The following is a 12,738-nucleotide window of genomic DNA, read 5'->3' as shown; positions in this document are numbered from 1 at the left end:
GCGCGTGCCAAGCCGCCACCCGCCCTGACGGCACCGCATCAGGCGCCCGCCGCAACGGGCGCCCGCCCGATCACCGCTCGCGCCGCTTCTTGCTCAGCTCGATCGTCTCGAACAGTTCGTAATCGGCGGTCGGGTGCTGGTCGGCGCCCGGCGCGTGGTAGTAGCGCATCGTGATCGTCGTGTGCCCGCCCGGCTTGCCCGGGTCGTGGTCGAACACCGCGATCCCGTAACCGGTGCCCGTATCGCGGCGCGCGGACCAGATCGCATCCTCGAGCGCATCGGCCGGCGCGCGCACGAACGTATTCGGCGCCGTGCCCGGCACCGGCCGGTTCGGTTTCGTGAACACCTTCGCCCGCGCAAAGCCGGTAGCCGGGTTTTCGCCGTACACGTCGAGCGGCGCGCTGGTGCCGCCGCCACCGAGGATCAGGTGGATCGTGCCGTGGCTCGTGTCGAACGTCGTGCGGTCCGGATCGTTCGAGCCGACCGGACGCGGCTGCAGCGTCTCGACGACTTCGCCGGTCGTCGCATCGACACCCGCGCGGTGATTGCAGCCGCGCACCGGGTAGCTGCGCTCGTAGTCGTGATCGTGGCCGCACAGCACGAGGTCCACGCCGTAGCGGTCGAACAGCGGCAGCCATGCTTCGCGAATGCCCTTGTCGGAACCGTTGCCCGTCTTCGACGAGCTGAGCGCATCCTGGTGCATCTGCACGACGATCCAGTCGATGTCGTCGTCATGCGCGGCATGACGCAGCGTGTGTTCGAGCCAGCGCGTCTGTTCGCCGTTGCTGTAGCCGCGCACGTAGAACGACGTGCCGGGTTCGATCGGTGGGTGGCCGGTGCTCGCGGCCGGCACGAGCGGCGCGGGGCCGCCGACGAACGCGGCGGCGTCCTGGTACACGACATCGTCCGCATCGAGCGAGACGAACAGCACCGAGCTCACGCGGAAGCTGTACCAGCGGCCCGGGAAGCGCGTGCCGTTCTCCGGCAGCGTATAGCGCGCGAGATACGAGTCGAGCCCCTGCGGGCCGTTGTTGAACTCGATCTCGTGATTGCCCGGGCACGGCATCCACGGACGATTCGCGGCCGACGTCTGGTTGTTGTTGCCGAAATCGCGCCACACCTCGGGCTGGTGCGCGGGGTTCAGGTTCGCGTAGCAGAGGTCGCCGTTCAGCAGGTGGAACAGCGGCTGGAACTGCTCGACGGCCTGCACCGCGAAGCGGCTCTGCGGCGACGACAGCACCCACGCGCCGTTCGGCGTCGCGAGATCGCCGTAGCTCGTGAAGCGGAACGGTGCGCGGCCGCGCGGCGCGGTCGAGAAATGCGCGGAGAACGGCTGCGCGGCGTTGCTGTCGTTGTCGGCCGTGATCTCGTAGCGGTAGCGCGTATTCGGCTTCAGCCCGTGCACGCGTGCGTGGTACGCGAATACCGTCTCGCCGTTCAGGCCGTCGGTGTACACGCGCTGGACGCCGTGCACGGTGCGCGCCGGCTCGCCGTCGGCGACGATGCGCGCGCGCGGATTGACGGCCGACGCGAGCGAGGCCCACGAGATCACGACTTCCGACGTCGGGTCGTTGCCCCACGTGAGGTGCACCTGTTCGGGCGTGCCGTCCGGGTTCGACGCGGCGGCCCTGGCTGCCGCGAGGCCACCGGCGGCGGTGGCGAGGCCGGATACGCCGGCGAGTTTCAGGAAGCCGCGACGCGAGACGGACGCGGCCGGCTCGTTCGGCTGGATCGGGGAGTTGTCCTGGTTCGACATGGTCGGTGTTTTCGTGGGTGGAGACGCGAGATGTGGAACCGCCTGGCCGTGCGCGGGCGCGGCCAGTGCGTGAGCCGGAAACGAGCGGGATCCCGGTGCGAGACATTGTCGAAGGGCAGTTTTGCCGGGTTGTGACAGCAGGGCAACCGCGCATACGCGTGGGCTCAGGCCACGAACTCGCGGATCGCGGCATCCGGCCAGCGCCGACGCGCGTCAGGTTCGGCCGAAATTTATTTGCAGACACCGCGACGGATTCCGTTCGCCCGCGCCGTTTAACGCATGAACGGCCGCTTCCGGTCGATACCCGCTACTTCGGAGTCTTACATGAAGCTTTCCGTCCCATTGCGGTTCGCAGCGGCATGCGTGGCCGCGCTGGCTGCATCCGCCGCCTTCGCGCAGGCCGTCATCGTCGCGCCTTACGCGCCGCCTGCGCCTCGCGTCGAAGTGATGCCGGCGCCGCGCGCGGGCTACGTGTGGGACCAGGGCCACTGGCACTGGCAGCAGGGCCGCTACGTGTGGATTCCGGGCCACTGGCAAGTGGTTCGCGTCGGCTATCACTGGGTGCCGGGCCACTGGGTCGCGCGCGGGCCGGCCTGGCGCTGGGTGCCGGGGCACTGGGCCTGATGCGCATGCCGCCGCACGGCACGCGGTGCCGGCGCGGTGGCGCTTTCCCGCAACGTCATGAGGCGCAGCCATGCCTGTTCGAACCGTGGTGATACTCGCGGCCGCAGTTGTCGTGCTGGCCGGCTGTGTCGTGGTGCCGGCGCGTCCGGTCTATTACCGGCCCGCGCCGGTCGTCGTATATTGAGCACGCCGGCCGCCGCTTGCGCATACGGGCGGCCGGCGCCCGATCGACCCGATCGCCATGCAGCCTGAAACGGATGCCGATGAAACGGACCTTGCCGAGGCCGTGCGCGATGCGCGCGGCGATCTTGAACCGCCACTGGGGCGGGGCCGGGTAATGGCGCGGCGCATGCAAGGAGAGCACGACGATGAGCTTCAGTCTGCCGGCGGGCGCGTCAACGATCGCGCCGCGGCCCAGACGCGCGATGCGCTGGAGCGCCCCGCGTTGAGCGACGGCGATCCGGACGCGGCGCTGGTTGCACGGGTCGGCGCGCGCGACGCGTCGGCCGTGCGCATGCTCGTCGCGCGCAAGTTGCCGCGGCTGCTCGCACTCGCGACGCGCATGCTCGGCGACCGCACGGAAGCCGAGGACGTCGCACAGGAGACGTTCTTGCGGATCTGGAAACAGGCGCCGGGCTGGCGCGAGGGCGAGGCACGGTTCGACACGTGGCTGCATCGCGTCGTGCTGAATCTGTGCTACGACCGCTTGCGCGGCCGCCGCGAGGAACCGGTCGACGTGTTGCCCGACGTGCCCGATCCGCAACCGGAGCCGGCCAAGCGCGCGGAGACCCGCTCGCGCGACGCGCGCGTGCGGCAGGCGCTCGCGGCGTTGCCGGCGCGGCAGCGCGAAGCGCTCGTGCTCCAGTACTATCAGGAAATGTCGAACGTGGAGGCGGCCAACCTGATGGGCATTACCGTCGACGCGCTGGAAAGCCTGCTTGCACGTGCGCGGCGAAACTTGCGCGCGCAACTGGCGGGCGACTCACCTAGCGAGGACATCCGATGACACCCGAACGATTTCGTACCATCGTCGCCGCGTACGGCTCGGATGCGCGGCGCTGGCCGGACGGCGAGCGCGCGGCCGCCGAGGCATGGGCGCGCGCGCATCCGGGCGACGCATTGGCCGCGCTGGACGATGCCGCCGAACTCGATGCGTGGCTCGCCAACGATACGGTCGCACCGCCCGCGCCGGCGCTCGTCGAGCGCATCGTCGCGACGGCGCCCGCCCCGCGGCGCGCGCGGCGGCGGGGCGCCGTGTGGTGGTCGGGCGCGGCATTCGCGGGCGTGGGCCTGGCCGGCGCGCTCGCGGGTGCGGTGGCCGTGTCGATGCTGATGCTCGGCGGCGTGCCGACGTCGCAGCATGAACCGGGCTATCTGACGACGACGTTCGGTGGGCCGAGCGTGGACTGGAGTGATGAATGACTGAACGTGGCTGGAAATTCGTCCTCGTCGGCTCGGTCGTGCTGAACGTATTCATGGTCGGCGCGATCGGCGGCGGTGCGTATCAGTGGTTTTCGACGCATCGCGACCTGCGGGCGGCGGGCGCACCGGCGTCGCACACCGCATTGCGTTTCGCCGCGGACGAATTGCCGGACGCGCGCCAGCAGGAATTCGTTGCGGCGCTGAAGGCGGCGCGCAAGGACGGCCGCGATTTCGCGCGGGAAGGGCGCGACGACCGGATCACCGTGCTGGATTTGCTCGCCGCGCCGCAACTCGATCGCACGGCGATCGACGCGGCGCTCGAGCGCACGCGTGCGGCCGATACGGCGCTGCGTGCGCAGGTCGAGCGCAGCGTCGTCGATTTCGCGGCGACGCTGACGCCGGACGAGCGCGCGAAGTTCGTCGACGGGTTGCGGCGTAGCGGGAACTGGCGGCTGCCGCCGAAGTGGCAGAAGAAGCAGGGCGACGCGGCGAGCAAGTAAGCCAACGCCGCGCGGGCAACGTGCGGCGAACGCGTACGCGAAAGGTTGGTCGGCCATGCTCTCACGCCGAGCTTCGGCAACGGATCGCAAGAGGCCACCGCGACTTCGCTGCGCGGCACGCACGTTCAGCGTGCCAGCATCCACGCGGAGATCGCGTCGACCACGCCGCTCTCCAGACCATTGAAGCCGTGATAGGCAAAGGCTTCGCACGGATCGCCCCGGGACGTGCCGCCCGACACGATCATCAGCTCGGCCTTCGAAGACCGCTCCAGCTTCTTCAGCAGCGTATTCGTTTCGGATACCGGACAATGTTTGCAGCCGTCATTCTGGTGGTGAACGATGAGCACCGGAATCGTGAGGCTGGCCAGGTTCATGTCCGTGACCGCGGTGCCGCCTCGCTCTTCGCGGAGGATCGTGGACGTCAGCACCAGACCGTCGGGCCCGCCACCGCCGGCCAGCGCAACCGCAATGGCGGCGGCGGACTGGGTGCCACGGCTCGTCCCGACCAGCCAGACCGGTACATGGAGTTGCGCCTTCAACCACGCAATCACGGCGCGTGCGTCGTCGGCATGTTCCTTCGACAGTCGAAAGCCGTTGAGGTACGGCGCGGATTGCCGGTCGCTCGGTGCATCGATGACCGCGACGGCGATGCCGTCCTTCACGAACAACTGCCGTGTGCGGACGAGAAAGTTGCCTGCGCCCCATCCGAACTGTCCGGACGGTTCCAGTTGCAGCCCGCCATGGCCGCCAGCATAGAGAATGGCCGCGGCCTTCGGCGCGTCCGGCGCGATGAAGAGAAACCGTTGCGTCACGCCGGGGCGGGTCGGAATGTCGACGACCTTGGGCGGGTTTTGCGCATGGGCCGGATAGCCGTGCAGCGTCAGCGCGACGGCAAGCAGCCACGCACGGGTCCAGCGCGAGCGCGCACGCATCGCACCGACGCCACGAAACCGCGCACGCAAGCTGACGGGAAGAGTGGGCATCGTAGTGGTCGCTGGGTCGGGACAGCAAAGCGCCGTGACGCGGGAGCGTTACCTTCCATTGAGTCTAGGCGGCTTTGCGGGAACGGCAAGCGTCCGGGCCGGGGCGGCCGGCGAGCGTTCCGTTGAGATCGAGGCCGGTCACGCAAGTGAAAGCCCGCTAACCGAATGTCGAAACAGGCCCGTCCTTCGCAGGGGCGCAGGATCCCGAGACGGCGGCTGAACGACCTACCGATTCGCGACTTTGATCAGCCGAATCCGCGACCGGCATTCGAGCGGCAACACGCACGCATTCAAAGCCGCGCGACGCGCCGTAAATATTCGTCTCCCCAGCGACGGATTTCCCGCCGGCCGACGTTAAACACGGGTACGCATCGCGAGAGCCCCGTCATGGACCACCCGAACGACATCACACCGGCCGCCATCGCGCTGAACCGTTTCGGTCTCGGCGCGCGGGCCGACGAAGCGCCGCCGGCGGACCCGAAGGCGGCGCTCGTCGCGCAATTCGACCGTTACGACGCACGACCCGCCGCATGGGCCGGCGAACCGGATGCAATCACACTCGCCACGCGCTTTGCCGATGCACGCAATGCGATGACGGCCAACGATCCGGCGACGAAGCGCGCGACCGAGCAGTCGATCCGGCGCGACGGCAACGACACGTATCGCAGCGCCGTCGGCGCGCGGATGAACAGTGCGCTGAATACCCCCGCGCCGTTCGTCGAGCGCCTCGTGCATTTCTGGGCGAACCATTTCGCGGTATCGGTGGACAAGGGGCCGGTGGCGGCCTACGCGGGCGCGTTCGAACGCGACGCGATCCGCCCGCACGTGCTCGGCCGTTTCGAGGACATGCTGGTGGCCGTCGAACAGCATCCGGCGATGCAGCTATTCCTCGACCAGGCGCGCTCGGTCGGCCCCGACAGCCCGGCCGCGCTGCGTGCCGAAGCACGCAATCCGTCGGCCAGGCGCGGGCTCAACGAGAACCTCGCGCGCGAAATCATGGAGCTGCACACGCTCGGCGTACGCACGGGATACACGCAGGCCGACGTAACGGAATTCGCGCGTGCGCTGACCGGCTGGAGCATCGCCGGCGGGCGCGGCCCGCAGCCCGGCGATGCGGCGCCCGGTGCGTTCGTGTTTCGCCCGAATCTGCACGAGCCCGGCGTGCGGACCGTGATGGGGCGCAGCTACGGCCAGCCCGGCGAAGCGCAGGCGCGCGCGATCCTGCACGACCTCGCGCATTCGGAGGCGACCGGCCGGCATATCGCGTTCCAGCTGGCCCGTCATTTCGTTGCCGACAATCCGCCGCCGGCGCTGACCGATCGGCTGGCGCGCGCGTTCGACGCAAGCGGCGGCGATCTGCCGACCGTCTATCGCGCGCTCGTCGATGCACCCGAAGCGTGGTCGCCGGTCAACCGCAAGTTCAAGACGCCGTGGGAGTGGGCCGTGTCGTCGCTGCGCGGGCTCGGCTGGCGCGACACGGGCGACCTGAAGGCCGCGCCGCTGCTCGCGCAGCTCGGCCAGCCGGTGTGGCGGCCCGGCTCGCCGGCCGGTTACGACGACGTGGCCGCGAGCTGGGCCGCGCCCGACGCGCTCGTGCGCCGCGTCGAGCTTGCGCAGCGGCTGGCCGCCCGCACGGGCGACCGGCTCGACCCGCGCACGCTCGGCAACACGCTGCTTGCCGGCTCGTTGAGCGCGCCGACGGCGGTTGCGCTGTCGCGCGCCGAAAGCGCGACCACGTCGCTCGCGCTGTTGCTCGTCTCACCCGATTTCCAACGGAGATGACCATGGCACTGTCCCGCCGACAATTCCTGAGCGTGGCCGCCGCCGGCGCAGGGGCGATCCTCGTCGCGCCGCGGATCGTGTTCGCGAACGTCGAGACCGATCGCCGCTTCGTATTCGTGATCCAGCGCGGCGCGGCCGACGGCCTGAACATCGTCGTGCCGTATGCCGAGCCCGCGTATGCGTCGCTGCGCGGCCCGCTCGCGATCGACACGTCGGCCGCGACGCGGCTCGAAGGCACGTTCGCATTGCATCCGTCGCTCGTGCAGACCGCGCAGTTGTACCGCGACGGGCAGGCGCTGTTCGTTCATGCGATTGCCTCGCCGTATCGCGACCGCTCGCATTTCGACGGGCAGAACGTGCTCGAGACGGGCGGCCGCGCGCCGTACCAGGTGAAGGACGGCTGGCTGAACCGGCTCGCCGCGCTGCTGCCGGCCACGCGCGAAAGTGCGATCGCGTTCGCGCCGACCGTGCCGCTCGCGCTGCGCGGCAGCGTGCAGGCCGCGTCGTACGCACCGTCCGGCTTGCCGGCCGCGCCGGACGACCTGCTCGCGCGCGTGTCGGCGCTCTACGAGGCCGATGCGCAGCTCGGCCCGTTGTGGCAGTCGGCGATGGATGCGCGCGGCCTCGCCGGCGATGCGCATGCGCGGCAGGATCCGGCGGGCGTCGGCAAGCTCGCCGCGACCTTCCTCGCGCGCGACGACGGCCCGCGCATCGCGATGATCGAGACGGGCGGCTGGGACACGCACAGCGCACAGAACGCTCGACTCGCGAATCAGCTCAAAGCGCTCGACACGATGCTCGCCGCGTTGCGCGACGGCCTCGGGCCCGCGTGGCAGCAAACCACGGTGCTGGTCGCAACCGAGTTCGGCCGCACGGCCGCCGCGAACGGCACGGGCGGCACCGATCACGGGCAGGCGTCGGTTGCGATGCTGGCGGGCGGCGCGGTCGCGGGCGGCCGCGTGATTGCCGACTGGCCGGGGTTGCGGCCGGGCGACCTTTACGAAGGGCGCGACCTGAAACCGACCGCGTCGCTCGACGCGCTGATTTCGGGCGCCGCCGCCGACAGCCTGCGGCTCGATCCGCACCGTACCGCGTCCGCGCTGTTTGCGGAAAGCGGTGCAACGCGGCCGATGAGCGGGCTGATTCGCGGAACCGCGTGATGCGCGGCGTGGCCGCGTCGGCACTGAATCGATCCACTACACAAAAGGGAGAATCCAGGATGTTGAAGATCCGATCCGTTTCGCTCGCCATGCTGGTGACGGCCAGTGCGGCGCTGATGTCCGCCTGCGTGGTCGAACCCGTGCGGCCGCCGCAGCCGGCGCCCGTCGTAGAGGTGCCGCCGCCGATGCCTGCGCCGGGCTATCGCTGGGCGAGGGGGCATTACCGGTGGGCCGGCAATCACTGGGCGTGGGTGCCCGGGCACTGGGTGGGCGTGTACTGATCGAGTGTGACGCGCCGGGCGGGGCCGGTGCACACCTACCACCCGATCCGGTGCTTCTCTTCCGTCTCGCGATGCCGCCAGTCGTCGTCCGCGTGCAGGTACTGGCTCGTGGTCGTGAGCGACACGTGGCCGAGGTTGTCGCGCACGAGCCGCAGGTCGACGCGGCCGTCGGCCATGTGCGAACCCGCGCTGTGGCGCAGCCAGTGCGCGGACGCCTGTTCGAGCACGCGCGCCTGCTGCTCGCCGGCTTCGCCGTTCGCACGCAGCCGGTCGGCCGCGTGCCGGAACACCTGCTTCACGATCCGGTGCAGCGCAGCACGCGTCAGCGGCTTGTGCGCCTGGCCGACCGGCAGCACGAGCGGCGTGGCCTCGCCATCGGACGGCAACGCGGGCAGGCCGTGCGCGCGCCGGTAGCGCGACAGCTCGGCCATCATCTCGTCGGTGGCCGGCACGAGCCGCTGCCGGCCGCCTTTGCCCGTCACGTCGAGCCACCAGCGGTCGCGCCCGTCCGCGTCGCGCCGGCAGAAGAACTGGCCCATCGTCGTATCGGCCGCTTCGGTGATGCGCAGCCCGCCGAGATACAGCAGCGTGAACAGCCAGCGCGCGCGATCGGCATGGAAGCGTGCCCGCGCGTCGTCGCGCGGCATCGCGGCGATCGCGTCCTTGACCGTCTGCCACAGCGGCTGCCCGAGATGGCGCGTGACGCGCGGCGCGGGCCGGCGCTGCCGTTGGCGCGACAACGCGAGCGGATTGCCGGCGAGATAGCCGGCCTGCACGAGCCACGAAAACATCACGTTCAGGATCACCAATGCCTGCCGCTGACTGGCCGCGGACAGCGGCCCGTAGAACGGCCGCCAGCGCGGATCGTCGCGCGGATGCTTGCGCCCGCCGTTCGCACACCACAGCTCGGCCGGCTCGGGTGCGAGCAGGAACTGCCGGTAGACGACGAGATCCTCGTGCGTGAGCGACGACAGCGGCTTGCCGCACGCGATCACGGCCCACAGCAGCAGGCGTTCGGCTTCCTTGCGGTAGTTCTGGAACGTGGTCGGCGTGTCGACGAAGCGGGCGAGCCACGCGCGCACCGCGTCGAGGTCGTTGGTCGCGGCAATCTGCGGATGCGCGCTGTTCGAGCGGTTGGTGCCCGTGCGTCCGTCGAGCGCGGCCGGCACGGCGAGTGCATCGATCGGCAGCGGGCGCAGCGTGGTGTCGGACGGAACGGGTGAGGTCATGCGAAGCGGGGTGCGGTGTGCGAATCGTGCGCACGCAGAAGGGCGGACGAACGCAGCGCGATCAGGCATATCGGGAAGCGTCGATGGTACACGATCACCACACGGTGAATTCGCCGTCGCCAGCGAGCGCCTGACCGGTGACGAAACGCGCGGCGGGCGAGCACAGCCACGTCACCGGTTCCGCGATGTCGCGCGGCTCGCCGAGCATGAAGGGGGGTGTGATTCCTGTAAGCTATTTGTGAACTTTCTTGTCGTGGGGGCCTCTAATCGGCCCTTCAACGCTTCCAGAGGAATACCCGATGATTCGCCCATCCAGAACACTGCTCGGCGCGGCCGTCATTGCCGGCAGCACGCTCCTCGCCGGATGCCAGACCGACGCCGTCGCCACGCAGCCCAACGCGGTGCGCCGGGCCGACAGCAAGCCGGTGACGAAGACCGTGTATGTCGCGCCGCAATCCGCGCGCTGCACGGGCGTCGCGCCGATGGAGTGCCTGCAGGTGCGCAACAGCCCCAACGAGCCGTGGAGCCTGTGGTACGCCGGTATCGAAGGCTTCGCGTACCAGCCCGGCTACCTGTACACGCTCGAAATCGACGAATACCGCGTCGCGCAGCCGCCGGCCGACGGTTCGTCGATCCGCTGGGTGCTCAAGCGCGTCGTCGAGCGCCGCCAGGCGAATTGACTTGACAGGGGGCTCGGTCCCGCCTGGGTCGACGCATCGATGTACTCGCCAGCGGCGGCGTGTCAATCATGACATCCGAGCCGGCATGAGTGGACCAACTGGTCGGCTTAGATATTGGGGTTGCATGGACTGGGCTGGGCTTGGGTCTATAGCAGTCTCTGGTATTACCTTTTGCTACGGAGGCCGTGTCATGGTTGCGGCAACATCCATCAAGCTTGATGATGAATTGAAAGGGCGGGTTCAGCACTTGGCTGAAGCACGTCGGCGCACCGCGCATTGGATCATGCGTGAAGCCATTGAGCAGTATGTCGAGCGCGAGGAAAAGCGCGAGGAGTTGAATCAGGACACGCTCAAGGCGTGGGATGAATTTCAGGCGACTAGCCTGCACGCGACCGCTGAGGAAGTGGATAAGTGGCTCGCGAGTTGGGGGGCTGAAAACGAATTGCCCTCGCCCGAATGCCACAAGTAATCTTTGCACCGGCGGCTATCCGAGACCTGCAGCGACTGCGAGAATTCTTGTTGTCGAAGAATCCTGACGCCGCAAGGCGGGCTGGCGAAGCGATTAGACAAGGCGTTCAGGCTCTCGGTACTCACCCTCGAATGGGACGTCTCATAGAAGATCTCCCTGAGCAGTATCGGGAGTGGCCCATCGATTTCGGGGATAGCGGTTACTTGGCGCGATACCGCTTCGACGGCAATGCCGTCACGATCTTGCCTGTTCGACACCAGAAGGAGGTGGGGTATTGATCATGGCGGACGGAAGCTGAACGTGAGCGCGGAATGGACCGTTTAGTCGGCGTCGTGCCATCAAGCATGTCTTATCCAGCGGGTACTTACCATCTCCACCACACGGGCGAATATTAGGCGGACGGGCGCGCGGCCGCACGGGCCGGCGGCGCGGCCGTATCGATCCGCCGGAACACGACGGACGACAGCAGCGTCACCACGCCCATGCACGTGAACGACAGCATGAACCCGTGCGCCATCGAGCCCCGATAGGCGGCAAACAGGTTGACGAGGCCGCCGCCGATCGACACGCCGAGCCCCATCGCCAGCATCTGCATCATCGTGAACAGGCTGTTGCCGCTGCCGGCGTCGGCATGCGACAGCCCCTTCAACGTCACGCCGTTCATCGCCGCGAACTGCATCGAGTTCGCCGTGCCGAACACGATCAGCAGCGCGCCTTCCAGTAGCGGCGCGGGCCGCACCGACACCAGCGCGAATCCCGCGATCGCGCACCCGACAATTCCCGTGTTCACGACCAGAAACGCCGCATAGCCGAACCGCTTCACGAGCGGCGCGATCCAGCGTTTCGCGATGACGCCCGCGATCGCAGCCGGCAGCATCATCAGCCCCGACTGCAGCGGCGTATAGCCGAGCTGCACCTGCATCAGCAGCGGCAGCATGAACGGCACGGAACTCGTGCCGATCCGGCACAGCAGGTTGCCGAGCAGCCCCGAGCCGAAGTTCGGCTCACGGAACAGCCCGAGCCGGAACAGCGGCTGCGCGCGGCGCCGCGCGTGCGGCAGATACGCAAGCGCGCTCGCCAGCCCGACCACCGCGAGCCCGGCCGCCCATGCGGCGCGATGCGCGGGCATCGGCGGGTCGATCGCGAGCGACAGCGCGATCATCGCGACGGACAGCAGCGCACAGCCGACGAAGTCGAACGGCGGCGGCTGGTGCGCCTGGTCGTGCGGCAGGTAGCGCTGCACGGCGACGAAGCCGACCACGCCGACCGGCACGTTGACGATGAACACCCAGTGCCACGAGATCGCCTGCGTGAGCCAGCCGCCGAGCGTCGGCCCGACGATCGGGCCGAGCTGGCCGGCGATCGACACGAACGCGATCGCCGCGACGTACTGTTCGCCTGGCACGCGGCGCAGCACGGCGAGCCGGCCGATCGGCAGCAGCATCGAGCCGCCGATGCCCTGCAGCGCACGCGCGGCGACGAGCTGGCCGAGCGTATGCGACGCCGCGCAGCCGATCGAGGCGAGCACGAACACGAGAATCGCGAGCGAGAACACGCGGCGCGTGCCGAACCGGTCGGCGAGCCAGCCGGACGCCGGCGTGAGCATCGCCATCGTCAGCGTATAGACGACCACGACGGGCTGCATCGCGAGCGGCGACGCATGCAGGCTTTGGGCGATCGAAGGCAAGGCGGTGTTGACGATCGTCGTGTCGAGCGACTGCATGAAGAAGGCAGCGGCGACGATCCAGAGCAGCGCGGAGTGTGTGGGTTCCCGGGACATGGCGAAATCGGTGGTGCAAAGGCCGGGAGGCGCCTGTGCGCGGCTGCACGGCACCTGCCGGTCTCCAAGCGC

15 protein-coding genes are annotated in these 12,738 nt (G+C 69.1%); 10 read left to right on the top strand and 5 right to left on the bottom strand.

Going from position 1 to position 12,738, the window contains the following annotated elements:
* Window positions 1-70 precede the first annotated feature (70 nt).
* Window positions 71-1,756 (bottom strand): metallophosphoesterase family protein, encoded by a 1,686-nt coding sequence (locus CFB34_RS11805; RefSeq protein WP_089442329.1) that lies wholly within the window; start codon window positions 1,754-1,756, stop codon window positions 71-73.
* A gap of 324 nt (window positions 1,757-2,080) precedes the next feature.
* Between CFB34_RS11805 and CFB34_RS11800 the strand changes: the two genes are divergently transcribed.
* From CFB34_RS11800 to CFB34_RS11785, 4 genes are all read left to right on the top strand, one after another.
* On the top strand, window positions 2,081-2,380 hold the full coding sequence (locus CFB34_RS11800) for a YXWGXW repeat-containing protein (protein ID WP_089442330.1): 300 nt from the start codon (window positions 2,081-2,083) through the stop codon (window positions 2,378-2,380).
* A gap of 241 nt (window positions 2,381-2,621) precedes the next feature.
* Window positions 2,622-3,386: an RNA polymerase sigma factor gene (locus tag CFB34_RS11795; RefSeq protein WP_089442331.1), complete on the top strand. Its 765-nt coding sequence runs from the start codon at window positions 2,622-2,624 to the stop codon at window positions 3,384-3,386.
* Window positions 3,383-3,802, top strand: a complete 420-nt coding sequence (locus tag CFB34_RS11790; RefSeq protein WP_089442332.1) for a hypothetical protein — start codon at window positions 3,383-3,385, stop codon at window positions 3,800-3,802. The genes CFB34_RS11795 and CFB34_RS11790 overlap by 4 nt, the downstream gene beginning before the upstream one ends.
* Window positions 3,799-4,302: a periplasmic heavy metal sensor gene (locus CFB34_RS11785; protein WP_089442333.1), complete on the top strand. Its 504-nt coding sequence runs from the start codon at window positions 3,799-3,801 to the stop codon at window positions 4,300-4,302. The genes CFB34_RS11790 and CFB34_RS11785 overlap by 4 nt, the downstream gene beginning before the upstream one ends.
* A 125-nt stretch (window positions 4,303-4,427) precedes the next feature.
* Here CFB34_RS11785 and CFB34_RS11780 read toward each other — a convergent pair whose 3' ends face one another.
* Window positions 4,428-5,234, bottom strand: a complete 807-nt coding sequence (locus CFB34_RS11780; protein ID WP_089442453.1) for a hypothetical protein — start codon at window positions 5,232-5,234, stop codon at window positions 4,428-4,430.
* A 438-nt stretch (window positions 5,235-5,672) separates the two neighbouring features.
* On the opposite strand from CFB34_RS11780, the gene CFB34_RS11775 reads away from it, so the two are divergent.
* From CFB34_RS11775 to CFB34_RS11765, 3 genes are all read left to right on the top strand, one after another.
* On the top strand, window positions 5,673-7,067 hold the full coding sequence (locus CFB34_RS11775) for a DUF1800 domain-containing protein (RefSeq protein WP_089442334.1): 1,395 nt from the start codon (window positions 5,673-5,675) through the stop codon (window positions 7,065-7,067).
* On the top strand, window positions 7,064-8,227 hold the full coding sequence (locus CFB34_RS11770; protein WP_179243738.1) for a DUF1501 domain-containing protein: 1,164 nt from the start codon (window positions 7,064-7,066) through the stop codon (window positions 8,225-8,227). The genes CFB34_RS11775 and CFB34_RS11770 overlap by 4 nt, the downstream gene beginning before the upstream one ends.
* A gap of 62 nt (window positions 8,228-8,289) precedes the next feature.
* Window positions 8,290-8,508, top strand: coding sequence for a YXWGXW repeat-containing protein (locus CFB34_RS11765; RefSeq protein ID WP_039351253.1), 219 nt, complete (start codon window positions 8,290-8,292; stop codon window positions 8,506-8,508).
* Window positions 8,509-8,543: 35 nt separating this feature from the next.
* Here the strand turns inward: CFB34_RS11765 and CFB34_RS11760 are convergent, their stop codons facing one another.
* Entirely contained in the window at window positions 8,544-9,737 is a 1,194-nt protein-coding gene (locus CFB34_RS11760) for a tyrosine-type recombinase/integrase (RefSeq protein ID WP_089442336.1), read from the bottom strand.
* A 94-nt stretch (window positions 9,738-9,831) separates the two neighbouring features.
* Window positions 9,832-9,945: an SDR family oxidoreductase gene (locus CFB34_RS11755; protein ID WP_242808599.1), complete on the bottom strand. Its 114-nt coding sequence runs from the start codon at window positions 9,943-9,945 to the stop codon at window positions 9,832-9,834.
* Between the two features lie 91 nt (window positions 9,946-10,036).
* On the opposite strand from CFB34_RS11755, the gene CFB34_RS11750 reads away from it, so the two are divergent.
* The 3 genes from CFB34_RS11750 (at window position 10,037) to CFB34_RS11740 (ending at window position 11,164) form a co-directional block, all read left to right on the top strand.
* Complete coding sequence (locus tag CFB34_RS11750; protein ID WP_089442337.1) at window positions 10,037-10,417, top strand: DUF4377 domain-containing protein; 381 nt, start codon at window positions 10,037-10,039, stop codon at window positions 10,415-10,417.
* 190 nt (window positions 10,418-10,607) lie between these two features.
* Window positions 10,608-10,886, top strand: coding sequence for a CopG family ribbon-helix-helix protein (locus tag CFB34_RS11745; RefSeq protein WP_089442338.1), 279 nt, complete (start codon window positions 10,608-10,610; stop codon window positions 10,884-10,886).
* Window positions 10,874-11,164: a type II toxin-antitoxin system RelE/ParE family toxin gene (locus CFB34_RS11740; RefSeq protein ID WP_089442339.1), complete on the top strand. Its 291-nt coding sequence runs from the start codon at window positions 10,874-10,876 to the stop codon at window positions 11,162-11,164. Before CFB34_RS11745 ends, CFB34_RS11740 begins: the two co-directional genes overlap by 13 nt.
* Window positions 11,165-11,277: 113 nt before the next feature.
* Here CFB34_RS11740 and CFB34_RS11735 read toward each other — a convergent pair whose 3' ends face one another.
* Complete coding sequence (locus CFB34_RS11735; protein WP_089442340.1) at window positions 11,278-12,666, bottom strand: DHA2 family efflux MFS transporter permease subunit; 1,389 nt, start codon at window positions 12,664-12,666, stop codon at window positions 11,278-11,280.
* Window positions 12,667-12,738: the final 72 nt, after the last annotated feature.

It is taken from the genome of Burkholderia sp. HI4860 (assembly GCF_002223045.2).
Classification (GTDB): domain Bacteria; phylum Pseudomonadota; class Gammaproteobacteria; order Burkholderiales; family Burkholderiaceae; genus Burkholderia.
This window is presented reverse-complemented; position numbering and strand designations above follow the sequence as displayed.